General features: G+C 51.5%; 18 protein-coding genes. 11 read left to right on the forward strand and 7 right to left on the reverse strand.

What is annotated here, in order from left to right; genetic code table 11:
• The gene (locus P8J86_06810) at positions 1-2397 is read right to left on the reverse strand and encodes a hypothetical protein (GenBank protein MDG2054400.1); all 2397 of its coding nucleotides are present in this window, start codon (positions 2395-2397) and stop codon (positions 1-3) included.
• 109 nt (positions 2398-2506) lie between these two features.
• Between P8J86_06810 and P8J86_06815 the strand changes: the two genes are divergently transcribed.
• Positions 2507-3142, forward strand: coding sequence for a class I SAM-dependent methyltransferase (locus P8J86_06815; GenBank protein ID MDG2054401.1), 636 nt, complete (start codon positions 2507-2509; stop codon positions 3140-3142).
• Between the two features lie 45 nt (positions 3143-3187).
• The gene (locus P8J86_06820) at positions 3188-3931 is read left to right on the forward strand and encodes a type 1 glutamine amidotransferase (GenBank protein ID MDG2054402.1); all 744 of its coding nucleotides are present in this window, start codon (positions 3188-3190) and stop codon (positions 3929-3931) included.
• On the opposite strand, the gene P8J86_06825 is transcribed toward P8J86_06820, so the two are convergent.
• The 3 genes from P8J86_06825 to P8J86_06835 form a co-directional block, all read right to left on the reverse strand.
• A complete protein-coding gene (locus P8J86_06825) occupies positions 3912-5261 on the reverse strand; it encodes a glycosyltransferase family 4 protein (GenBank protein MDG2054403.1) in 1350 nt (449 codons plus the stop codon). The genes P8J86_06820 and P8J86_06825 overlap by 20 nt on opposite strands.
• An 18-nt stretch (positions 5262-5279) precedes the next feature.
• Entirely contained in the window at positions 5280-7244 is a 1965-nt protein-coding gene (dxs, locus tag P8J86_06830) for a 1-deoxy-D-xylulose-5-phosphate synthase (GenBank protein MDG2054404.1), read from the reverse strand.
• A gap of 235 nt (positions 7245-7479) precedes the next feature.
• Entirely contained in the window at positions 7480-8373 is an 894-nt protein-coding gene (locus P8J86_06835; GenBank protein ID MDG2054405.1) for a polyprenyl synthetase family protein, read from the reverse strand.
• Positions 8374-8492: 119 nt separating this feature from the next.
• Here P8J86_06835 and P8J86_06840 point away from each other — a divergent pair, with 119 nt between their 5' ends.
• Positions 8493-9185, forward strand: coding sequence for a MotA/TolQ/ExbB proton channel family protein (locus tag P8J86_06840; protein ID MDG2054406.1), 693 nt, complete (start codon positions 8493-8495; stop codon positions 9183-9185).
• A gap of 41 nt (positions 9186-9226) precedes the next feature.
• Positions 9227-10507, forward strand: a complete 1281-nt coding sequence (locus P8J86_06845) for a type II secretion system protein GspG (protein MDG2054407.1) — start codon at positions 9227-9229, stop codon at positions 10505-10507.
• A gap of 39 nt (positions 10508-10546) precedes the next feature.
• Here P8J86_06845 and ispG read toward each other — a convergent pair whose 3' ends face one another.
• The 3 genes from ispG to miaA form a co-directional block, all read right to left on the reverse strand.
• On the reverse strand, positions 10547-11812 hold the full coding sequence (gene ispG / locus P8J86_06850) for a flavodoxin-dependent (E)-4-hydroxy-3-methylbut-2-enyl-diphosphate synthase (protein ID MDG2054408.1): 1266 nt from the start codon (positions 11810-11812) through the stop codon (positions 10547-10549).
• A gap of 55 nt (positions 11813-11867) precedes the next feature.
• Positions 11868-14444 (reverse strand): type I DNA topoisomerase, encoded by a 2577-nt coding sequence (topA, locus tag P8J86_06855; protein ID MDG2054409.1) that lies wholly within the window; start codon positions 14442-14444, stop codon positions 11868-11870.
• 209 nt (positions 14445-14653) lie between these two features.
• The gene (gene miaA, locus P8J86_06860; GenBank protein MDG2054410.1) at positions 14654-15592 is read right to left on the reverse strand and encodes a tRNA (adenosine(37)-N6)-dimethylallyltransferase MiaA; all 939 of its coding nucleotides are present in this window, start codon (positions 15590-15592) and stop codon (positions 14654-14656) included.
• Positions 15593-15686: 94 nt separating this feature from the next.
• Here miaA and P8J86_06865 point away from each other — a divergent pair, with 94 nt between their 5' ends.
• The 7 genes from P8J86_06865 to P8J86_06895 all read left to right on the forward strand — a co-directional run bounded on the left by P8J86_06865 (position 15687) and on the right by P8J86_06895 (position 24158).
• The gene (locus P8J86_06865; protein ID MDG2054411.1) at positions 15687-16913 is read left to right on the forward strand and encodes a phosphoglycerate kinase; all 1227 of its coding nucleotides are present in this window, start codon (positions 15687-15689) and stop codon (positions 16911-16913) included.
• Between the two features lie 350 nt (positions 16914-17263).
• Complete coding sequence (locus P8J86_06870; protein ID MDG2054412.1) at positions 17264-18313, forward strand: thioredoxin-like domain-containing protein; 1050 nt, start codon at positions 17264-17266, stop codon at positions 18311-18313.
• Positions 18314-18374: 61 nt separating this feature from the next.
• On the forward strand, positions 18375-19058 hold the full coding sequence (rpe, locus tag P8J86_06875; protein ID MDG2054413.1) for a ribulose-phosphate 3-epimerase: 684 nt from the start codon (positions 18375-18377) through the stop codon (positions 19056-19058).
• Between the two features lie 93 nt (positions 19059-19151).
• Positions 19152-19994 (forward strand): acetyl-CoA carboxylase, carboxyltransferase subunit beta, encoded by an 843-nt coding sequence (gene accD / locus P8J86_06880; protein ID MDG2054414.1) that lies wholly within the window; start codon positions 19152-19154, stop codon positions 19992-19994.
• 11 nt (positions 19995-20005) lie between these two features.
• A complete protein-coding gene (lnt, locus tag P8J86_06885; protein ID MDG2054415.1) occupies positions 20006-21829 on the forward strand; it encodes an apolipoprotein N-acyltransferase in 1824 nt (607 codons plus the stop codon).
• Complete coding sequence (locus P8J86_06890; protein ID MDG2054416.1) at positions 21799-22932, forward strand: HEAT repeat domain-containing protein; 1134 nt, start codon at positions 21799-21801, stop codon at positions 22930-22932. Before lnt ends, P8J86_06890 begins: the two co-directional genes overlap by 31 nt.
• A gap of 335 nt (positions 22933-23267) precedes the next feature.
• Positions 23268-24158: a hypothetical protein gene (locus P8J86_06895; protein MDG2054417.1), complete on the forward strand. Its 891-nt coding sequence runs from the start codon at positions 23268-23270 to the stop codon at positions 24156-24158.
• Positions 24159-24160 lie beyond the last annotated feature (2 nt).

Genomic DNA, 24160 nt, shown 5'->3' on the forward strand with positions numbered 1-24160 from the left:
CTACTTTTTCATGTATGCATAGGCAAAAAGGGTTTCAAGAATGGCGCGGGCGGTATTGTGTGTATAGCCATGGATACCACTTCGATTCTGGTCAAGTAATGCAAAAGAGAGATCTTCGTTCGAAAAGAAAACCCGTTCTTGTTCGCCCACTTTGAAACAACGAAGTGAGCAGGTGGCGCTGCGGGTTCCAAAGCCCGCGTTGAGTGAAGATGGTCGGTAAAGGTGTTGGAGATGCCCGGTCTCTTTGAGCGTGCGATTGATGAAATGATTTCTTGGCAGAACGGTTGCTCTCTTATTCCAGGCATGTTCGAGCATTGTTTCAGTAGCACGAGCAAAACTGCCTTGCCCCCCGACTGTCTCGAATAGCACCGTCCCACCGCGTTGCGTAAAGAGCGACAGAGCGGTCAACTCTGCGGTGTTTAATGGACGTGGCTGGATGCCTCGCACGACCACGAGAGATGTTGTGTCAGAATCTGCAAGTTCTTCGAGCATCATTTCTTTGATGATGATCGTATGGCCAAAATGTTGTTTAGATAAATGTGCGTGGTATTCCATTGCCAGTGGTTCAGAGTTCGATTCGGCATCATGATGGTTGACTGTGAGCACGTGTACCAGGCGCGGGAGTTTGACGCCCGTTGCATCTGGCTTTTTATGTAAACGGCTTTTCGTTTGATGCATCTCTGATGCATATAGATAGAGATTTCGAACCAGGTATCTTGCACGAATGCCGGCTTTACCGCCGATGTCACAATTAAGGTCGTCGTCGCGGGCAACAATGATCAAAGTGCGGACGCCACTTTCCAGGGCCGAGCAGCGCAGTGCGCTGCCGCTGATTTTATGCCGCTGTGTATATAGCCAGTGCTTGGTGCTGGGAGTGGACCATGCACTGCCAGGATAAAGTCCATCAAGACTTTCCAAAAGGGCTTTGCGGATCTCACCTGACTGGCTCTGGTCAATGACAAGAAGCAATCCTCCGCGCTGCAAAAAGTATTGAATTTTCTTTCGCTGCTCTTCCATGTGTGGATCGACTGGCATGGACTTGCCGACTGCTTGGGCAGCGCGAATCCAATGGCTTGGTTTATCCATTGATGCAACCAGAAGTGATGATTCAAGCCAGGCCTCAGTATCTGATTTGATGTCCACTGTCTGCCAATGCATGGGATCCTCAAGGGTGCTTGATAGATCGCTGGTCATACGTCGTACATCGCCTGGATTGAGATTCCATGCCACCGACTCATCTTGAAGTTTGGCGATGGCTATCGGCGCACTGCCGCGGCTCAAGAACAAGAGTGCAAAGGCGTACTCTCGCAGCCGCGTCTTGTGGCCCCATTGGGCGTGTTTATCCGTCGAAAATGCGAGGCCATCATTTGAAAATGAGCCAAGGTTATTGAGTAATGCACTGGCGCCTTGGCGAAACCAATCTTGTAAGCCAATCGTCCTTCTTCCCGACAGTAAGGCCACGCGTTCCAAGGCATAGAGATAGTAGGATCGGTAGGTTCCCTTGTTGGGATTGGTGTCAACAGTGTAGTGTTGATCAAGCCATGTAAGACCACGGTCAATTGAGTTGTTGAGGCGCTGTGAGAAAAAATGTTTCTGTTGACGTATTGCCTTGTCACTTAGCACGTCGCGGATGACCAACAAGATAGTGCAACCTGCGGCTGTCATCGATCCAGTTCCAGGCCCATTCTTCTTGTAATTCCATGACCCATCGTTAAGCTGCCACTGCAATGTTCCTTCTGCCAGCGATTCCCAAAGCCAAATTGGAATCTTGGCGCCACGGCGAGATGCTTCCCATAATGCGAGAGCACCGAAGTGACGCAATGACATGTCGACGTAGCCCGACCTCTGCTCACGCGTGTAGGCCCAACCATTATTCTTGCGATCATAAGTTTTGATTAGCCAGTGGACATCTTGTTGCATTTGTTTTTGATATGAATTTGGAAGCTGAGCAAGTAATTGGCATCGAGCTGCAATGGCATAGGTCCCTCGGAGACTTCTTGATAAGAGTGCATCAAGTGCTGGTTTCAATGCTTGGTGTTGATGGCTCTGTCCAGAAAAGCAAAGCGCCAAAAGTGCAAAGGCACTATCGCCACCGGCTTGTGTTCCTGTGTCTTGCGAATTCTCCCAGGTGTTATTGTTGAGACGCAGCTCAAGAAGGCTATTGACCAAGGCTTCGATAGCGATCTTCAACTTCTGGTCATCAAGCTCGGTGGGCAAAGTAATATCGGCATGAGATCGAATCCCCAGCGAGAGCAGGATTGCGACAAGGCTGGCCGTCAGGCAGTTCGGTGATCTACTGGGTCTTCTTAATCGATGCATTTGCTCATCGTATGGAGCATCGGTGGAGGGCTCGATTTTTAGATTCAAAGCCTTCTTGAAGCGAAAAGCTGGTGCCATTGTGTTTTTGTAAGAGGGCGGTCATTGCGAATCTGCCCCAAAATGTAAAGAAGGGCCCTGTTTGCACACACAGCCGGAAATGGAGAGGATGGAGCCAGGAGTCCAATGCATGGCCACGAAAGGTGCCTCACAAACACTTAAGCCCTATCAAGAAGCGATCGCTGAATTTGGGCCGGGCTTTGAAGCAACGCTGTGGACCTCACCGCAGGCACAGATCAAACGCTTTGACATCATGATGGAGCTGGTCGATTTTACGGATCAGATTGTGATCGATGCCGGGTGTGGTATTGGCGACTTCGCCGCTCGTTTGATTCACTGTGCAGTGGACTTTCGCGGTTACATTGGGCTCGACGGCCTCGAGGGTATGGTGCAAACAGCCACTGAACGGAATTTGCGGCAGAGCAAGTTCGTCGTCGCTGATTTTGAACGCGAACCACAAGTCTTCGCAGCGCATCAGCCTGACTGGATCTGTTTCTCAGGGTCACTGAACACCTTTACGCCACGCCAGCTACGGGTCGTTGTCGGCAAGGCATTTGAAAATGCTCGATGTGGTGTGGTCTTCAATGTTCTGTCCAATCGAGCCCATCCTCGATATCCGGTGAAGGTCAGTCCAGCTCGGCGTATGAATGTCGTCAAGTTGCTTGACTGGGCCTTGGGCCTTTCTAGCCGGGTGCAGTTTCGCCAGGAGTATCTTGATGGGCATGATGGGACCTTCGTGATCGAGAAGGATGCATCGGTGGGTTGATCATCGCTTGCTGTCTGACGCAGCGGGTTCTACCCTGGGCACACTATGGCAATTCTCGTAATCGAACACAGCGCAGAAACAGGTATCCAACGGCTTGGCCAAGTGCTTATTGGCTATGGTCATAAACTCCGGATTGTTCGTGGTGATCACGATCAATCTCTACCAAGCACGATTGATGGAATTGATGGAATCGTGACTTGTGGCGGACCACATTCGGTGACCACACCAAATGATTGGCTTGAGCCTCAGATGGACCTATTACGACAGGCGCATGCGGCGCAGCTGCCCATCATCGGTCTTTGCTTAGGGGCGCAAATAGTGGCCACCGCACTGGGGGGGCAAGTTTCCAGGATGCCTGGTGGTTATGAACTCGGTTGGCATGACTTGAAACTAACGCCTCAGGGGCGAACAGACCCTGTCTTTGCTGGAATTGGTTGGACGACCAGTCAACTACAGTGGCATCGCGATGAAGTGAGCGAGCTTCCAGCAGACGCGCAGTTGTTGGCTTCAAGCGAGCGTTGTAAGAATCAGGCTTTTGTTGTGGGTATGCGCACCTACTGTTTTCAATTTCATCCGGAAGTAACCACTGAATCGATTGAAGCGTGGGCCGTCTCAGAACCAGAAGCGTTAGATGAGTCAGGCATGACACATGATCAGCTTATGAAAGAAACCGCGGAACTTTATCCCGGTTTTCAGCGCATCTCTGATCGGCTGTTTGAGGCAATCTCACTCTTGGTCATGCCGGTTGATCGCCGCTATCAAGGTGCAATCAAAGACCTGCATCACTAAGTTCGCTTCGCATTGGAATACCGAAGTCTGGTTTATCATTGCGATGACCGAGAATCCATCGGTACACTTCATAGACCTGTTGAGCCTTCTTGTCCCAGGTAAAAACCTGTTGCACGCGATGGGCCGCGGCCTGGCCCATCGCGGTTAAGCTTTGGGGATTCGCTAGAACGGACTCAAGCGTTGATCTCATGTTTTGCACAATTGCAGCACGGTTGTCCATCGGTATTCTGAAACCAGTCTCTTCAGTCACCAGTTCGCTAGGGCCACCATAGTCAATCACAAGTGGAACGATCCCTAAGGCCATTGCTTCAAGTGCCACGCCGCCGCCAAATTCACGAATGCTGGGAAAGCCGAGAAGGTCGGCTTGGCAGAGACGTTGATTGACCTGGTCATGTTCTATCCAGCCAGCGAAGGTAACGAAGTCGGCCACCCCATTGTCCTGGGCTATTTTTTCGAGATGCGCTCGTTCCGGACCATCACCAATAATGTCTAAGGTCAAAGCCCCTTTCTGCATCAACGAAGTGCATGCCTCAAGCAACATGTCAGTCCCTTTGAGTGGTACGAGACGCCCAAGAGAAGCAATCCTGAGTGGTTGTCCAATGGAATGGTTTGAGCGGGGGGGGAAGACCTTTGGATCAATAGCATTCTCAGGAATGTAGACAGCTTTTGATCGGTACTTCTGGGGCAGCTGATTCAATGTGATGCGAGAGCCAATGATGATGCCAGAGGCACTGCGACGTGTCTTGTGATATCCAGGCATCCACTTCAGAGAACCTCTTAAATAGGAAAGCCACTCCTTCTCTTTACGCCTTGTTCCCCCAAAGCCTTTTGGCCATGGCACGCCTCCGTTGAGTGGTCCAATCACAAAAGGAACCCCCGCTTTTTGACATCGCCTAGCGAGCGTACTGGGCAGCGCTGGAGACAAGGGGGTGATGCGATGGACAACGTCGTATGCACCTTGCTTAATGCGGTCGCGGAACTTTTTCCAGACCAAACGTTCGAAGTACAAGTAGGGCAAGACTTGCATGGCGGTAACAAGTGTCCAGCCTTTGCCGGGCCCGCCACGCAACTTCTCGGCAATCTTCCAACAAGGTCGAGCAATGCGTTCAGAGTCAATACTCGTAAACTCTTGGCCATCAATCCAGCCAGTCTCTTCAATTGCTTTTTTATTACGGACCTGTGTTACCAGGTGGACGTCAGCAATCCGTGCCAGGGCCTGAGCATGTGACCATCCGACGAGGGGCACACTTGCCATCGAAGGGTTGGCTGCTTCGGCAATGACCAACACGCGTATTGACGAGTTCTCGGCCTCACTAGAAACTGGTGCCATGGTTTGTGGCCGGAGGGATCAGCGGTGAAGTACGCGTGCCACTGTGGCTGTTTGTACGTCTACCTTGGGCTGTTTCTTGGTATTCGCAACGATCTGACGGATTGTGCGAGCGATACCAGGAACATCAATGCCTGCTTCCGCTACTTGCTCACTACGAGCACCCTGGTAGATCCAGGTCTCAGGAAGTCCGAGGCGGGTAATGTTGCTGGAATCGAGGCCTCGCCGATTGGCTGCTTCGAGCACACAGGTGCCAAAACCACCGACGACAGAATGATCCTCAACGGTGATGATCGGAATGCCACGGCTGATGAGATTCTCAATGAGATCCTCATCGACTGGCTTCGCAAAGCGTGCATCGTAAACATCGATGAGATAGTCGTCAGATAGTTCATCAAGTGCGTCAAGCGCCGAAATCGCCATTGTTCCATAAGCGAGAACTGCAGCATTGGGCATTTCATGTTGCACCAGAGCTCGGGCTCTTCCTAATTCAAACGGTGGGCAGTCCGTTCCTAGCATACGATCACTTACATCGTCACGAGGATAGCGGACGGCTGAAAGGCCAGCGTCATACAAACGCATGAAGTCCAGTGCCGCATTCAAGCTTGGCTCATCCATTGCAGCCAGAATGGCGGCGTCTGGGAAAACACGAAGAATGCTCACATCACAGAAGCCATGGTGTACCGCGCCGTCGCCTCCAACCAGGCCCGCACGGTCGAGGCACAAACGCACTGCAAGTCCCTGGAGTGCGACTTCTTGGAATACCTGATCGAATGCACGTTGAACAAATGTTGAGTACACCGCGAAAAATGGACGGGCACCAGTCTTCGCCATCCCAGCCATCATGTCCATGGCATGAGATTCACAGATGCCTGTATCCCAAGTTCGATCTGGGAATTGTTCAAGTACCTGTGAAATACCAGTACCGGTCGGCATCGCAGCCGTCGCAGCAACAACACGTTTGTCTTCTGTCATTAAGCGGGTCATGCCATCGGCAAATGCTGTTGTAAAGCTACGTCCTGATGACTTAAGTTCCACTCGGCACCCATTCACTGAGAAGGGCTTTGGTGCGTGGAACGTTGTGGCATCGACCTCAGAGAAGTCAAAGCCTTTGCCCTTAATGGTGTGTGCATGCAGCACCAATGGTTTGTTGTAGTTCTTGACAATGAGCAGGGTGTCGATCAGGGATGGTAAGTCGTGGCCGTCAATGGGTCCGACGGTTAATAATCCAAACTTCTCGAACCACGAATCAGATGCGACCAGATCTTTGACGACCTCGCCAGCACGGTGATACATCTCGCCGATCCATTCGCCGCCAGGAACCTTCGCTACGAGGTCTTTGGCTGACTCTTTCATGCCTCGATACGTGCGATTAACACGCATTCGGTCAAAGTAGCCCGCCACAGCACCTTGTGGCTTTGCAATACTCATGCCGTTGTCGTTCAACACGACGAGAAGCTGACGATTGAGTGTGCCAGCATTGTTTAGGCCTTCCATTGCGATGCCATTGACAATACTCGCATCTCCGACCATCGCGACGACACGTCGGCCGCCGGGATTATCTTCTGCAATCGCTTCACCACTGACGACATCGCCTCGGGCCATACCAACAGCAGTGGAGATTGCCGTGCCTGCATGTCCAACCATAAACAAGTCATAATCAGATTCGCGTGGATCAGGGAATCCACCCATACCATCACGCTGTCTTAATCTTGGTAGTAAGTCATAACGGCCGGTGATCAGTTTGTGTGGGTAGCACTGGTGCCCCACATCAAACAAGAGGCGGTCATGGGAAAAGTCGAAAACGTAGTGCAGTGCCAAGGTCAGCTCAACCACACCCAAGTTGGGTGCAAAGTGACCGCCGCTCTTCATGATCTGTTCACAAATCACATGACGAATTTCAGCAGCGAGCGTTGGTAATTCATCAACGCTAAGAGCGCGTACGTCCGCAGGTGATTTAATGGATGGGAGATACTTCAAATCCATGCGTTGCATCCTGCGTCGTTATCGATGATCATTCGGCAAGCAGCCTTTTTATCTACCCGGCAAACGTAAGGGCGACTGGCTTGTTGTACGAGTGATCTGGTTGATTGCGCCCTGGTTTAGCAGAGTTCAGTGTTCTTTTTAGATAGGTCTGCACGAGTGATTCTAGCCCCCATCACGTTAGCCAGACCCACCTCAGCGGTTCTCAAGGCCCGCCGAAACGATCCATAGGGTACCGTCAGTGGCTTCGGATAGCCATAAAGCGACAAAAATCGCGGAGGCCCTCTGCCTCTGGTCCAAACTGATTGAGTGCCCCTAGGGCCTCCTGACGCAGCTTTTCGATCGTCTGGCGGGTTGCATCGATACCCAAAATACCTGGGTAGGTCATTTTGCCTGCCGTCTCATCTTTGCCGGTCGCTTTTCCCATGACCTCGGTGGATTGGGTCACATCAAGTAAGTCATCAACAACCTGGAACATCAGGCCCATGGCCTGTCCATACTGGGTGATGGCCATCAATTGTGCGTCATCGGCATCACCACAAATGGCGCCCATGCGGCAGGCACACCGAATCAAAGCGCCCGTTTTATTGCGATGGATCTCCTCCAGCTGATGTAATTTATCGAGCGATTCATCAACGCCGCCAAGGGTGTCATACACCTGCCCGACAATCATGGCAGTTGTCGCTGCCGCCAGTTCATTGCTCAAGAGAGAGCGTGTGCGATCTTCTGCCTCATCCTCAGTGAGCCACGTCAGGGCTAAAGACATCATCACATCACCAGCAAGGATTGCCATTGCTTCGCCCGAACGAATATGAAGTGTTGGTTGGCCGCGTCGAAGTTCATCATTGTCTAGTGCAGGCAGATCGTCATGAATCAGGCTAAAACAATGGATGAGCTCGACAGCGGCGGCAGCGCAGCGGGCTTTTTCAATGTCACCGCCCACAGCTTCACAGCTCATGAGTGCCAGCACTGGCCGCACGCGTTTTCCGCCTCCGCAGACACCGTAGTGGACTGCTTCTGCAAGCTTGGGTGGCAGAGGCTGACGTGATACACGAGCCTGTAGATCTGCATCCACAGCTTCGATCATGGCGTGCATTGCTGCTGGCGGCTGTGCTTTCGTGGTTGATTTCATGATTGGGATTGTAGTACTAGGCGGTTCAGTTAGTGGCATTGGACCAATCTGGGCCTGAGCAGGGCTCCATTTCCTACCAATAACCAACCAATAGAACAGGCTGTTGGTTATCATGACAGATGATGATTGCCCTGACCACACCTGCCAGTGACGTCTCCTTGCTGATCGAGCGCGGTGGGTACGTCATGATACCGCTGCTCATTCTTAGCGCGATTAGCCTTGCATTGATTTTTGAGCGGGCTGTTTTCTGGCTCATCGTTTCAGCTCGCAGTCGCCCATCGCGACTGGCTCGTCTCTCTGGCGACTTAAGAGTAGGTGATTCTGCAAGTGCCGCCAGAAGCGTTGAAGGTGATCGTTCTGTTTATGGTGACTTGGTAAAGAGTCTGCATCAAAATGGCGCAAGTGATGCCGTTGCACTTGAAGTCATCGAGTTATCGCGACCTCGCCTTGATCGTTTTATGGTGGTCTTATCAACCATCATTACAGCCGCACCATTGTTGGGCATTTTGGGAACGGTGATTGGAATTATCCAGTCCTTTGAGTTACTCGGAGAGCAGTCAACACTTCAAGATCCTGCGGACGTGGCGGGCGGTATTGCAGCAGCTTTGTTAACCACTGCATTAGGTCTCATCATTGCTCTTATTACACTTTTTCCATACATGCTTTATCGCTCATGTTCCAATCGCGCCTTGGGCCGTATGGAGATGTTGATTGCAGCAGCGCAACAAGGTGAAGCAATTGGTGGGCGTGAGGTTACGATTGAACGGGACAAGCCAAGGCAACCGCATGAACCGGAATTGGCAAAGAAATAGGCCAAGCAATCGTTTGTTTTTTTCGTCTTCCGAAGGGAGATATGATGATCTTCAAAAATATTGTGGGCGTTCTCACGCTCTGTAGTGTTGTTTCCATTGGCTGGGCAGGTGACGAGCAAAACGCAGCGGACGATTCTGCATTCCTTCGCATGAAGTCAGAGAAAGGCTTGATTGCTTTAGAGGTGGCTGTTCAAACGCTGACCAGTTGTCAGCCTGATGCCCCTGAAGTGCTCCTTGTTGGCGTTGCACACATTGCCGAAGCATCTTTTTACGAGGGAATCGATGACATCCTGTCATCTGCGGAGGTCGTGCTTTACGAATCCGTGCTGCCAGCAGGCGCAGATCGCCCCAGTGGCGAGACGGAAGAACAGCGCATTGAAACAACCCAAGCTTCAATGGCCTTTGTTGGCTCGCTTTTGGCGTGGTCTGAGCAAGTGGAAGGTGCGTCACCGAAGACACTGGCTGAGCTTGGCGTGAGCATTAAAAAGCTTGATGCTCGGATGGAACGCTGGCTGCAAGAAGCAAGTGTGGATGCCTGGGGGCAGCCGTTGATCTATGTGCCGGCTACCCAGGACAGTCCATGGGAGCTCATCAGCCTTGGTAGTGATGGTGTCAGTGGTGGTGATGCTTCAGCCGCAGATCTGCAGCTCAAAAACAGTTCAGACATTCAGGCGCCAGCAACATCGGGTGATCATGGGTTGCAAGGTCGTCTTGCTGATGCACTGGGACTGGCCTTCCAGCTTGAATCGCTGCCCTACGACAACCTTTCATGGCGTTGCAGTGATCTGACCTTTGATCGATTGGCCCGTCGAGCGAAAGAGCGTGGCTTTGAGCTCGACTCTTTGGCAGACACGTTGGCAGGTTCATCACTACCGGCAAAGTTTGTGAAGACAATTTTGGCGGCCATACCAATGCTTGATGCCATGGCCGGTGGGCGCGTGACTGATGCGCTAAAGGTCATGATGATTGAGGTACTTAGTGATGAGACGATGATTGAGGCCAGCATGAACTATTTGGGCGAGGGCTTTGCAGAAGTGATTATCAATGATCGCAATGAGGCAGTGATGGATGATCTGGCTGAGATCATTCGTGAAGAGCCTGATGTTAAATCGGTGGCCATTTTATATGGAGCCGGACACATGCAAGATTTTCTTGTGCGACTCAAAGAGCGGTTTTGTTACCAGCCCATCAAGAAACAATGGTTGATTGCGATGGAAGTGGATCTGAATAAGAGTGCTCTATCTCGTATGGAGTTGGCACAGATTCGAGTAGCGATGAAACGCATGCTTGACATGACGAAGTCGCAGATGGAGTCGCAGTAGTACGGTGTGCATAAGATACAGGCGCTGTTTGAGGGTCTCTTATGCGCTTGGGTTCGATTGACCGATGGTGATCTTTTCGACTTTGCCGCCGGCAATCTTCTCCAGGCCACTTCCCAGCTCGCCAATTGGATCGGGAGGCACAATTTCAACGGACTTGTCGCCAATGTGGGCTTTGCCGTCGATGACGGCCTGTTGGAATCGGACCGTTTCTTCCTTGAGACGTACCAGGATTTCCTCTTCTGGAACGTTCGCGACCCGTTCGCCTTGCACATAGATGATGCCGCGGCGATCACCAGCGAAAACAGCCACGTCCGCGCCCTCTGCTTCGCCAGGCCCATTCACGATGCAACCCATGACAGCAACTTTGATGGGTAAGTGAATTTCGTCAGCGAGCACTTTGCGTACATCTTGGACGAGTGTGAATAAATCAACCTGGATTCGACCACAAGTCGGACATGCAATCAGCTCAGCGCCGACGCGCGTTCGCAATCCAAGGCAGTAGAGCATCTCCAGGCCATCTTCAACTTCGTAGACAGGATCATTTGCATAGCTAATGCGAATGGTGTCTCCGATTCCATTGGCCAGCAGTGAGCCCAGAGCAACGACACTACGAATGGTCCCCGTTTCTTTCGGGCCGGCATGTGTGACGCCGAGATGCAGTGGATAGTCAAAGCGTTCTGATATTTCGGTATAGGCATCAATAACCAGTTGCGGATCCATCGACTTCGCACTGATGCATACATCGTGGAAGTCCCGTTCTTTAAAAATGTCGAGGTACTCTTCGAGTTTAGCAATCATGAGTCCAAGTAAATGTCCTTGGCGGCGGTCGGCAAAGAACTTGCCAAGCTCTTGCGCTCGCTGTTGCTTGTCCTTGCGTTCGATAATCGATCCTTCGTTGACTCCGATGCGAATCGGCAAGCCTCGCTCTTTACAGGCATCGATGACGGCATTGACTTGATCACGATCATAAATATTGCCCGGATTGAGCCGGATCTTATGTACGCCTGCATCAATGGCTTCAAGCGCACGTTTAAAATGAAAGTGAACATCAGCAACAATTGGTACCGAGACTTGAGGCAGGATCTTTGCGAGTGCCTCGGTGTCTTTCCGTTGTGGCACCGCGACGCGGACAATATCTGCACCTGCGGCAGCCATGCGGTTGATCTCTGCCACGCACTTATCAATTTCGTAGGTGTATCCAGCGGTCATGGTCTGGACTGAGACCGGTGCATCACCACCGATACGAACAATCCCTGTTCGCTCATCACCAATCGATATCTGTCTCGTTACTCGTCGCGGTTTCATATTTTTATTGTATGGACCCAATGATTGATGGGCCAATATGAGCCTTGATTTATGTTTAGACAGCCTCAGATGGTTTTGGGGCATCCGGATGAATTGCCAATTGTTGCACTTCGCTGGCCATGAGCACCTCTTCTAATGGCGTGGCATCTCCGAGCGGTACGCCATCAAGTGTTGTCACAATTGGAGGAGGATGAGCTTTTTCATGGGCATCTAAAGCTTTGCTCAAGCGTTCTTGCACCTCAGGTTCAAGTTTGGCCCAGGCGCCCCGTCCCTTGCATTTCGGGAATGTGGAACATCCTAACCATGGACCGCGTTTGCCACTCCGCAGATAGAGGATGGAACTGCATTTGTCACAGACAAGATCGGTTTCCATGGGCGGTGGTGAGGGAAGTTTGAGATTACCCTTTCGATCGAGATTCAATACAAACTTGATATCCGGGTAATTCATCGAAGCTAAGAACTTACCGAAGCGACCAGTTCGCAACATCATCGGCGACCCATCTTCTGGGCATGCGATGTCGACCCGCTCTGGAAGCAGTGGTAATCCTTCACGATCTGTCGGTGCGGCGTACTTACAGTCAGGATAGGCGGCGCAGGAAAGGAACCGTCCATTCTTACCAAAGCGATAGTGTGTCTGACTCCCACATTCTGGGCATTGATAGGGTGCCGGCTGTGTTTCAGCTTTCGCATGCACCATGGTCTCATGTGCTTCTGCCAGCTTGATTGAGAAACGGTCGTAGAACTCCTGCAACATGGTGGTCCATGCCATTCGCTCTTCGGCAATTTCATCGAGCCATCCCTCCATAGTGCGCGTATAGCTCACATCCAACAGGCGGGGGAAGGCATCAATCAACTTGTCGGTGACGACTTCACCAAGATCTGTGGCAAAGAAACGTTTGTTGACCTTGTCCACATAGCGACGGTCCTGGATGACACGAATGATTGACGCATAAGTAGAAGGGCGGCCAATCCCCTCAGTCTCGAGTTTTTTGATCAGTGATGCTTCACTGTAGCGGGGCGGTGGACTGCTGAACTGTTGATCCGGCTGCATAGAGAAAGGCATCACGGGTTGGTCGATTTTGAGTGCTGGTAGGGTTGGGTCAGCGCTACTATTTGGTATGCCAACTGCTTTATAGAAGCCATCGAATGCGAGGACACGGCCTGTGGCTTTAAAGGTAGCGCCGGTTGGCTTGTCTGTGCGCTCCAACATGATCGATGTGGCATCCCATTGAGCAGCAGTCATCTGGCAACCCACAAATCGAGACCAAATCAGTTTATAGAGGGAGCGTAGATCTTGGTCGACCGAAGCTGGCAAGTCATCAGGATGTCGCGCTACGTCAGTAGGGCGAATCGCTTCATGCGCTTCTTGTGCATGTTCAGCCTTTTGCTTGTAGAAGGTCGGCTTATCGGGAAGGTATGTTTCACCGAACTTGGCTCGGATGTAACCCCGTGTTTGGTCAATCGCTTCTTTTGAAATATGAGTCGAGTCAGTACGCATGTAGGTGATCAGGCCAACCTGGCCTTCCCCACGTACATTGATACCTTCATAAAGTGCCTGCGCTAATCGCATGGTGCGATCGGGACCATATCCCAATGTATTGGCCGCCGTCATTTGAAGGGTTGAAGTAATGAATGGCGGAGACGGCTTGCTCTTGGTTCGTTTCTGATCAATGTCGCTGACGCGGTAGGCCACACCATCAGCAACATCTCCGGTGAGCTTGGTGAGATGGGCTGCGGGACCCTTGCCCCCAGGGTTCTCAGTCCGATCAATCACAATGTTGGTTAGGCCAATCGCCTCGGAGACTTGTTCAATTTTCTTGCTGAGGTCTTCGGGCTTTTCTGCCGAGCAGCCAAGTTCGAACTTTGAGTTATCAAGGCTGACAAGCTCACCATGGAGGGCGCCGTGTTCTGCCAACCAGCGGACCTGCTGGGTCATTGGCTGTACTTGGCTCTCCGACTCAGCCATGAACTTATCCCAGGCGGAGGCCAGCTTGAGCCGAGCGGCATCATCCATCGCGAAGCGACCAATAACACGCCACTTTTCATCGGGAACAAAAACATCAATCTCACGTTCACGTTCGACCACAATTCGAACAGCAACAGACTGCACACGACCGGCAGACAGACCAACAGCCACCTTCTTCCAAAGAAGTGGTGAGACTTGGTATCCGACAATCCGATCGAGAATGCGCCTCGCTTGCTGTGCATTAACACGGGCCATGTTCAATTCATGGGGTTCTTCAAAGGCACGCTGGATCTCTGATTTCGTAATCGCGTTGAAGACAACGCGTTTGGCCTTGGTGGGATCGACACCCAAGACTTCTGCTAAATGCCATGCAATTGCTTCACCTTCTCGATCAAGGTCAGTTGCAAACCAGACATCATCTGTTTCTTTGGCCAGCTTCTTAAGTTCGGTGATCACCGATTTCTTTTTAGAGAGCACTTCATAGGAGGGCTTGAAATTGTTCTCTAGATCAACACCTGGAACTGGTTGTTTCTTACCTTTCGGTGAACGTGGGGGTAGATCACGCACATGGCCAACCGAAGCAGCCACGACATAGTCATCGCCAAGATACCGGTTAACGGTCTTCGCTTTGGCGGGGGATTCAACAATAACCAGATGCTTGCCCATAGGCCTCCATCACTCAAAGGTGCGTGTGGAATGAGGTATCGGTCATTGCCATCATGTGGCTCGACCGGTGGACCTTCGGGCCCACCTCAAGAATCACGCGGGGAGGATTTATAAGTCTCTCTGGCCTGTTGGATCAAGGCGCTCTCTACCAGATCGTGTTTTTAAGAGATCTGAAAACGTCCTTTTTGATATCAAAAAAGCCCTTGGAATCAGCTAAATGAAGCTTTCTTAATTATCTTAACTGCTTGTTCTTCAACGTCTTGTGGCGAAATATCAGTGATCTTTATGGATTCAGAGCGTGGATAAGCTGAGAATCGACGAAGCCAGGTCCGCTGCTGTTTTGCAAAACGACGTGTGGCGATCTTAATTTGTTCAATGGCCTCAGCCAGGGATTCCTTTCCTTCGAGGTGATCCGCAAGCTGTTGGTAACCCAGTGCCGCCCGCGCTCTTGGCCCCAACTGATTGTTATTAAGTAAGCCAGCCACTTCTTGCAAGAAGCCCATTTCCATCATCCGTCCAACACGTTGATTGATACGGCGATTGGTTGGTTCAACATCATCTTCGAGGCGCAAGATTAGCGCATCACGGCGTGGTTCTTGGGTCCACTGTTGTTGTAGCTTAGAAATTGGTTGTCCAGTGGTTTGGTGAACTTCTAGTGCACGAATAGTGCGACGGCGATCATTGGGATGAATCTGCTCAGCGGCAGCCTTATCGACAGCAAGAAGCTTCTGACGTAGTTGATCGTTGGAGTCTTGCTCCAGTGCAACCCGGATGCTTGTATCTGGGTTAGGCACGTCGCAAAGGCCAAAAAGAAAGGCCTGGAGGTAGAGGTTGGTGCCACCAACAATGATCGGATATCGGCCGCGCGATCGGACCTGACTGACACACGGTTCAGCAGCGTCTAGCCAGCGGTCGACTGTAAAGGTGGCATCTCTTGGATCAGCCAAATCCAGCAAATGATGCGGCGCTGCCGCAAGTTCTTGTTCGGTGGGTTTGGCGGTGCCAATATTCATATCTCGGTAGATTTGCATTGAATCAGCACAGAGGCACTCTCCTCCACCCGAGAGACGCTGAGCCAGTGCGATCGCGAGAGGGGTTTTCCCTGAGGCAGTGGCACCGGCAATGAGAATGGCTGGTGGATGGTCCATGATTTGGCCCATGCTAGGGGGCATGGCCGTTCAGTGCAGGCAGACGTATCATTCCTGATCTGATGCAAGAGTGATAAGGGCGAAGGAACTAGAAATGAGCAAGACCGGATACAAGCGTAAGAAGACGATTGAGCAAGTAGACGTGGACAATAAGCGCGTCTTGATGCGTGTGGATTTCAATGTGCCACTCAATCGTAAACACGAGATTAGTGATGATCGACGTATCCGCTTGGCCGTGGAGTCCATTCGAAGTGTGATTAGCCGTGGTGGTATTTGTGTTCTGATGAGTCACCTCGGACGCCCAGCAGGAACGGGGCCTGAGCCAGGGCTCAGTCTGAAGATTGTGGTTGATCACCTTAAGGAACTGATGCCTGATGCTGGTATTTCCATGGCACCTGGGGCATGCGATTCGCCAGAAGCCGCCGCTGCAGTCGCATCGGCCAAGCGGGGTAGTGTGATCGTTCTAGAGAATCTACGTTTTAATAGCGGTGAGAAAGCCGGCTCTCGTATTTTTAGTGAAAAGCTCGCAAAGCTCGGTGATATCTATTGCAACAATGCATTCGGAACCGCTCACCGCAGCGATGCTTCGATGGTAGGCGTCCCTGAACTCATGCAGAGTCAGCCACGCGTGGCCGGTTTCCTTCTGCAGCAAGAATTGGCGTTTCTATCTGATGCACTTGAGGACGCTGCCTCACCATTCGTGGCGGTCCTGGGCGGCGCTAAAGTTTCTGACAAACTAATGGCCATTCGGAATCTGCTAGGAAAGGTGGATGTGGTACTGATCGGTGGCGCCATGGCTTACACATTCTTGCAAGCCATTGGCCGTGGTGTTGGTGAAAGTTTGGTGGAAGAGGAGATGCTAGACCAAGCAGAGTTGCTGATTGATGCGGCGGCTGCAAGTACCACAGAGCTCATGCTTCCACGCGACCATGTGGCTGGCAAAGAAATTGAGCCACGCACATCAGTCGAGGTCTTTGCTGATGAAATTGAAGCCGGTTGGATGGGATTAGACATTGGGCCTGAAACTGCTGGTTGGTACACCGATCGTGTGCGGCATGCCCGAACGGTGCTCTGGAATGGTCCAGTTGGCGTTTATGAGATTGAACCATTTGATGTGGGTACGAGGCAGATCGCTGAAGCATGTGCAGCCGCCACAGAGCAGGGGGCTGTCACAGTCCTTGGTGGCGGTGACACCGCCGCAGCGATTAATCATTTCGGCCTTTCTGATCAGGTTTCTCATGTTTCCACGGGCGGAGGAGCCAGTTTGGAGTTGCTTGAAGGCAAGAAATTCCGCAGTGTTGAGCTTCTTGAGGACGAATAGATGCTTCTGGTCCGCTTGGTCTCAATCTGCAGGGACAAGCTCCAATCCCATGGTTGCCAGATCATTTTAAAGAATCTGGGAACAACTGGCCCAGCCATGAATCTGACTGACGGGACTGTGGCTTGGTTCACAGCTGTTTTTTGGCCACAGATTGGTGGCCTGTTGGGTTTTGGTCCTTTGGCAGCGTACAATTTGAATGATACATCGAGGGGCAATTCAGGTTTGATCGGGCTCGGTCTGAAACAAGCTCAGTGAATAACTCTGTAAGCTCCAGCTAATAGCTCTGCTTCGCATCTCAGCTAAAAAGTAAAGCTGAAGTGTGAGCGAAGAAAACGAAAAGGGACACGTCTATGATCCGCATTCTTCTTGCAGCAACAATGACCCTTGCAATCGCAGTTCCAGCACTGGCTCAGTCGAATACGCTTGGAGTTGGGTCTGATGCACCTGGTCTTGCAATTAATGATTGGGTCAAGGGTGATCCTGTTGCAATCGAAAATGACAAGGTTTATCTCGTTGAGTTCTGGGCAACATGGTGTGGGCCGTGCAAAGCAAGCATTCCTCATCTCACCTCACTTCAAGAAAACTATGGCGATGAAGGTCTCGTTGTTATTGGTGTGTCGATCGATGATGAAATCGAGACGGTTGAGAAATTTGTGAAGTCCCAGGGCCGCAAGATGGATTACACAGTTGCTTTCGATAATCGTAAACGTACGCAGAGAGCATGGATGGGGCGCGCTAAGAAAAAGGGAATCCCTTGCTCCTTCCTCGTAGATGGTCAAGGTAAGCTTCAGTTCATTGGTCACCCGCAGGATGAGGAACTTGAAGAGACCATTGAGTTGGTACTAGACGGTCGATACAACAAAACGTTGATGGATGCAGCCAAGCCTCACTTGGCTGAGATTGATCGAGCTCGCAAGGTTCAGGATTTTCGGATGGCTGAGAAGGTTCTTGATGAAGTCATCGCTACTGAGCCAATGGTCTTTGCCCATCTCATGCTCGAGAAATTTGAGATGAAGTTGATTGAACAGAATGATTCCCGTGGCGCCTATCAATATGCACGCGAAGTGATCAATACGCGGCAAATTGAAGATCCAATCATGTTGACTTGGTTGGCGGAAAAGATCGTGACGGATCCGAATATTCCTGATAGTGACCGTAACTTTGAGGTTGCCTTGGAAGCTGCAAATGCTTCGGTTGAGAATGGTCGACCAAATGATCCTCGTACAATTTCAACGGTCGCAATGGTCTATGCTCACCAGGGAAATATTGATGATGCGGTCGATGCTCAGAAGCAAGCTTGGTACAACGCACCACGTAAGCATAAAGAAGAGCAGTATCGATTACTAAAGCAGTACATCGAGGAAAGCGATCGCCAGAAGTCAAAGACTTCAATCCAGTAAAAGAGCGTGGAACGTTTTCCTGATGAGTGAATTGCGGTGAAAGTGGGGGAGTGCGAATAAAGTGGCTCTCAGCACACAGCGAAATATCATCAATCAACCGATCTCTCAAGCGTTGATTGCGCCGTCAATACTCTCAGCAGATTTTGCAAATATGGGTCGCGACTGTCGCCAAGTTCTTGAACTTGGTGCAGAGGTCCTTCATATCGACGTCATGGATGGGCACTTTGTGCCCAACCTCACGATGGGGCCAGCCATGTGTCAATGGCTGCGAGCGGCATTCCCTGATGCATGCCTCGACGTCCACATGATGGTTGATGATCCTGGTCGATTTCTCGATGACTTTGTTGCCGCGGGCATTGATAACTACACCTTTCATATTGAAGCGGTCCCAGAGCCAATCGCACTCATTGAACGCATTCATGATGCCAAATTGACCTGTGGTCTTGCGATCAAGCCAGATACGCCAGCAGCGGACATCCTGCCATTTATAGAGCTGGTGGATTTGGTTCTTGTGATGAGTGTGCATCCAGGTTTTTCAGGTCAAGCTTTCATTCCTGAGGTCCTAGAGAAAACCAGGCAGATATCACCTCTCCTGCGTGAGAACCAGCGGCTTGAGATGGATGGTGGACTCAATCCTGAGACCGCTCCGGCAAGCAAGGAAGCTGGGTGTGATCTGCTTGTTGCCGCCTCAGCTATTTTTGGCGTTCCAGATAGGGAGGCAGCTATCGCAGCATTGCGTCGATAATGCTGGTGTTAGCTTGCTAAGATACGCTGAGCCCTCGGTGGGCTCGTCATGCTCTGGGAGTGAGATGCTCTGGACTGACATGGGACGCAGCACATGCCAAACCGAACTTGGGCCGATGATCTAAAAACACAAGAGGAAGGTCGCAAGTCGATCCCCGAGGGGCTATGGATTCGTTGCCCCGCATGCGCCGGTATTCTCTTTCGTCGCTCAGTAGAAAATAACTTGTGGGTGTGTCCAGAGTGCCAGCATCACTTCCGTGTTTCGGCAGAACAGCGAATTGAACAGCTCGTTGATCCAGGAAGTTTTGAGCCAATGAACGCCACCATGGCGTCAATGGATCCACTGGGTTTTGTTGATCTTAAGCCTTACACCAAACGTATTGAAGACGCCCAACGAAAGACCGGCCAGTCAGATGGCGTGCAAACTGGTCGGGCCTTCATTAAGGGCCGAAAAGTCATTGTGGCCTGTATGGACTTTACTTTCCTTGGTGGATCGATGGGCTCAGTGATCGGTGAGAAGATCACCCGAGCGATTGAAGCTGCGACAGACCATGATTTGCCATTGGTCGTTATTAGCGCCTCTGGTGGCGCACGAATGATGGAATCGGGCTATTCGCTCATGCAAATGGCCAAGACAAGTGCTGCCTTAGCAAGATTCGACGATATGGGTGGCCTGTTCATCTCTGTTCTAACGGATCCAACCACTGGTGGTGTCACAGCCAGCTTTGCGATGTTGGGTGATGTCATACTTGCGGAGCGCAAAGCACTGATCGGTTTTGCTGGGCCCCGTGTGATTGAGCAGACGATTCGACAGGAGCTTCCAGAAGGATTCCAGCGAGCAGAGTTCTTAGAAGAACATGGCTTTGTTGACAGGGTGGTTCACCGTAGTGATCTGCGTAGTGAGATCGGTAGCATCATCGATTACACAGGTAAGTAGAACTGTGCAGCATGGCAGCAGTGCATCACATTATTCAAAACGATGAAAATTTGTCTTCACGGCACCGTCGCTATCAATTGGATCAGCTTCGGCCTTGGTGCGGGCAATGTTGGCCCTGGTGGCTGACCGCGGTAGCGATCTGCGTAAGTGGTATTTTTTTCCTCTTGGCAGTGCCGCCATTGAACCTATGGCCTCTGATATTTGTGGTGTTGGTGCCCATGTCAATGGCAGCCCTCAGTTCACGGCGCCGCTGGCATGCTTTGGTACTGACTTGGATCGTGTGGTTTATTGTTTGGCTGATACTCAATAGATGGATTGGTGATGTCACTGGGCCAGGCTATCCCTTGCTTTGCGCCTACCTGGCGATCTATCCATTGATTTACGTCTGGCTATTTCGCCGTGTTGCTCGGTCAAGGACTTTTGCAAAGCTCCCACTGGCGTTGATCGCAGCCATCCTTTGGACAGGGATTGATTTTGTGCGGGGCAACATCATCTTCTCAGGTGATCCCTTTTACCTTCTTGCTCATCCAACACTTCCATGGGCCAGTTTTGGCCAGTCGGCGGATCTGTTTGGTGCGTATTTTTCAAGCTTTCTAGTCGCATTCGTATCTGGCGGTCTCATGGATCTTGGTGTTGCCTGGGGGCCGCTTAGCAGAGGCCAAGACGCTCATTTAGAGAGCCCGCCAAGACGCTCGCGTTTCATTGGATGCTGGGGGTTCGCATCAGCGATTGTGGTTGTTGTCGTGAATTGGGGATATGGAAGCTACCGGCTTGGTCAAAACGCACAGCTCGAAGCTGGCCCAGCAGCACTGGTGATTCAGACCAATCTTCCTCAGAACAACAAAATTTTTCGTAGCCCTGACCAAGAGGTCGTTGATGTTGATGACATGATTCAGCTGACGCTTGAGGCTGCGACCGATCTAAACCAGCAAGGGCAGCCCATCGATCTTGTCTTATGGCCCGAAACAATGCTGCCTGCCGGTGGCTTGGAACTTGAAACAGCGGCGTGGCTCGCAGACCAGGGCTACTACCCAGGCACGTACTATCTGGAGCTGGCCCAAGCACTACAACAGCGACTGGACTGCCCGCTCATATTGGGGTCTTCGGCGTATCTAGGCATGCAGCTGGAGGGGGAATATCTCCGTCCGTCTGAAGAATACAACGCGGTTTACCTTGTGACAGGTGAACCACCCTATGCTCGCTACGACAAACAATTGCTCACGCCATTTGGCGAAACAATTCCCTATTTGGATCAATGGCCTTGGCTTGAGGAGCAGGTTCTTTCGCTTGGTGCGCCCGGTTTGCGTCTGACACTCGAGGCGGGGAAGAACCAAAGGCCATTGACAGTTCCACAGCAAGATCATCTCAGGATTGCAACGCCAATCTGTTTTGAGGCAACCAATGCCCGGCTGACCCGGCAGCTCGTGAATCAAGATCCTGATCATCCGGCCCAGTTGATTGCAAATCTGAGTAACGATGGTTGGTTTGGCGATGATGTTGGCGGTCGCCAAGCTCATGTACAGGCAGTCCGCTTTCGCGCTATTGAAAATCGAACGCCAATCATTCGCGCGGTGAACACTGGATTGAGTGTCTGGCTTGACTCCAATGGCGTCATCCGTGGTACTGTAGGAGAAGGACGCTACGGCCAGGCACAGAGAGCAGGATGGCTTTGGGCACCAGTGGAACTCGATGCTCGCAAGCCTTTTTATGCTCTGGTTGGTGATATCTGGGGTTGGTTTTGCCTGGTCGCGGTCGTTGTTGTTCTCGTCTGGCTGATGTTGGAGCGCACAAGGAGGTCGCCGACATGTACGGGCAAATTATCTCACTCATCCTGAGATCAATCGTCGTAATGGCAGTTCTTAGCTGTGGCATGTTCCATGCAGGTTGTGTGACTGGGGCAGGCGAACAAGAGTGGAGCACCAAGTCTCAGTCGGTTCTTGAAGGCGGGCCACAGGAACTTAATGTGCCACCAAAAAGGCTCGAGACCCTGGACATGCTGGAGGCCGATCAACGCGGTTATAGGGCGGTTGCTATCGACTTGCTCTATCAAGCCGCACAGTCGGAACATGCACTCTTGAGAGCTCATGCAATGGAGGCAACCCATGGAGCGCCAGCATCAGCGGAGGTCATTCTTGCTGGCGGACTCGCAGATACCAATCGAGGGGTTCGGTTTTCTGCGGCGATGACCATAGGTGATTTAAAGCTTGTTGATTTGGCGCCCCAAGTTGAATTGCTCACGGAAGATGCATCACTCTCGGTTCGTGCAGCGGCACTTTATGCGTTGACGCAAATTGGTCAGGAGGTTGATCTCACACTCCTAGCGGAAATGTTGTTCAGCGGCGACCCTGAGCTCAAGGCAAATGCTGCAATGGTGCTCGGGCGTCTGGGTAATAAGACAGCAGTGCCGGTTCTCAAAGCAGCAATTGGTAAGGGGCTTCAAAGAGTTGATCCAGCTCGTGCTCGCGTTGTTGAAATGCAACTCGCAGAAGCATTGGTCCAGCTTGGCTCTCTCGCTGAGCTCGAGGCGATCCATGCCGCACTCTTTGCACCTTCAGAGCAGGGTGAGCTTAAGGCATTGGCTTGTCAGATCTGTGGGCGATTGAGAGACCGGTCAGCCTTCACGACGCTCATGGCTCTTGCTCTTCGCACAACGCAGCAACAAGAAGCTCCGGAGGTTCGCCTTTTGGCAACAGAGGCGATTGCAATGATTGAGCCACATGAGACGCCGGTTGAGGTCGCGGTGGCTTATTTGGGTGACTCAGAGCCCTCATTACGTGCATTAGCAGCCCTAAGTCTGGGCTCATCAGGTGATCTGAGCCTCTTGCCACAGCTCGCAATGCTGATGGAAGACGAGAATCCTTCAGTCCAGGTGGCCGCTGCAACCGCCGTCCTGCGGCTACCAGTACCAGCCCAGCGGCTTGAAATTGCAGTCCCTTGACCACTGGTAGTGTGATTCAGAAGAAGGCGAATACTCCTGCCTGATTGTGTAGGCATTGCTGCTTTGCTTGCTACAATAAATTGACAGTGTCCAGCTGGGCCTGTAGAAGCGAGTGTTACCATACTGTTTGGTATCGGCTTATCGGGCGTTCCAATGAGCTTGGGGCGTAGAAATGGGACGTGTTGGCGGTTTATAAATCGTATCCAGTTTGCTTAGTTTTCGGATACAAGAACCTCTAACATCATGCGTCCAGGAAATGGTATTGGGAAGACATCTGAGGTTGTATCGCAACCAATGACTTCTTCTCAATCCAGTTATTAGGCAAGGGTCTGACGGTGCATATTCTGACCAAGATCTTTATCGTGCTTGTTACCCTGCTTGCGATTCTATTAGTGCCGCTTGTTGTCGTTAACGCGAAGAACGAGGACACGTATAGGATCCGCTTTGAGCAGGCTGATTCTGCACGAATCGTTGCTGAGGGTAGTCTGACTTCGCAAGAGGCAAGGCATTCATCCGAAGTTTCTAATTACACGCGTGAGTCAGCTGAGTACAAAGCTCAGGCACAGTCACTGCAAACGCAATTAGCAAGCGCTCAGATTGAGATGCGACAAGTTGAGTCCGACCTTGCTGTCGCTCAGGGGCTACGCTCTGAGATACTTGGCAAATTGGCGTCGCTTGATTCAACGATGCGTGCTGGCGGGCAACTGACCGAAACACTCATTTCTGAACTTCGAACCTTGCGAACGCAAGTCTTGAAGGGTGAGCAGCGCAACAGCGAGCTTCAATCAGTCGTGGAAGATCAAGAAAGCCAGCTCATGGTCGCTGAGAAGGCACGCCGTGATTTGCGAGAAGAACTCCACCGCATTCAGGAAATGCAGGCTCGCACCCAGGAGCACTTATCTGAGTACGAAGCACGCTTTGGTGCATTAGAGGTTGCTGGTGGCGGCAGTGCTGATGGCATGGCTCCAAACCGTGATCTAGAGGCAACTGTGGTTGGCGTTCATAGGAGCTCCGATCAGACCTTAGTTGAGATTGATGCTGGCTCCCGAGATGGAATCGAAGAGGGCTGGGTCCTTTCTGTCGGCGACGAGGGCACCTTTATTGGGACACTTCGCATCGTCACAGTCGATCTGAACCGCTCTACAGGGATGCTCTCCCTGGAAGACTCTAACCGTGGCCTTGTTCAGGCTGGACATCAGGCATATGCCATTCAGGGACGTCAATAAGG

The organism is Phycisphaerales bacterium (assembly GCA_029268515.1).
In the GTDB taxonomy this organism is placed as follows: Bacteria; Planctomycetota; Phycisphaerae; order Phycisphaerales; family SM1A02; genus JAQWNP01.

Coding starts and splice junctions, on each gene's coding strand:
- P8J86_06845 (MDG2054407.1), top strand. CDS start 9,227: ATGATGATCTTCAAAAATATTGTGGGCGTTCTCACGCTCTGTAGTGTT.
- P8J86_06870 (MDG2054412.1), top strand. CDS start 17,264: ATGATCCGCATTCTTCTTGCAGCAACAATGACCCTTGCAATCGCAGTT.
- ispG (MDG2054408.1), bottom strand. CDS start 11,812: ATGAAACCGCGACGAGTAACGAGACAGATATCGATTGGTGATGAGCGA.
- accD (MDG2054414.1), top strand. CDS start 19,152: ATGCCAAACCGAACTTGGGCCGATGATCTAAAAACACAAGAGGAAGGT.
- P8J86_06840 (MDG2054406.1), top strand. CDS start 8,493: ATGATGATTGCCCTGACCACACCTGCCAGTGACGTCTCCTTGCTGATC.
- miaA (MDG2054410.1), bottom strand. CDS start 15,592: ATGGACCATCCACCAGCCATTCTCATTGCCGGTGCCACTGCCTCAGGG.
- topA (MDG2054409.1), bottom strand. CDS start 14,444: ATGGGCAAGCATCTGGTTATTGTTGAATCCCCCGCCAAAGCGAAGACC.
- P8J86_06810 (MDG2054400.1), bottom strand. CDS start 2,397: ATGGCACCAGCTTTTCGCTTCAAGAAGGCTTTGAATCTAAAAATCGAG.
- P8J86_06835 (MDG2054405.1), bottom strand. CDS start 8,373: ATGAAATCAACCACGAAAGCACAGCCGCCAGCAGCAATGCACGCCATG.
- dxs (MDG2054404.1), bottom strand. CDS start 7,244: ATGGATTTGAAGTATCTCCCATCCATTAAATCACCTGCGGACGTACGC.
- P8J86_06890 (MDG2054416.1), top strand. CDS start 21,799: ATGTACGGGCAAATTATCTCACTCATCCTGAGATCAATCGTCGTAATG.
- P8J86_06825 (MDG2054403.1), bottom strand. CDS start 5,261: ATGGCACCAGTTTCTAGTGAGGCCGAGAACTCGTCAATACGCGTGTTG.
- P8J86_06815 (MDG2054401.1), top strand. CDS start 2,507: ATGGCCACGAAAGGTGCCTCACAAACACTTAAGCCCTATCAAGAAGCG.
- P8J86_06820 (MDG2054402.1), top strand. CDS start 3,188: ATGGCAATTCTCGTAATCGAACACAGCGCAGAAACAGGTATCCAACGG.
- P8J86_06865 (MDG2054411.1), top strand. CDS start 15,687: ATGAGCAAGACCGGATACAAGCGTAAGAAGACGATTGAGCAAGTAGAC.
- lnt (MDG2054415.1), top strand. CDS start 20,006: ATGGCAGCAGTGCATCACATTATTCAAAACGATGAAAATTTGTCTTCA.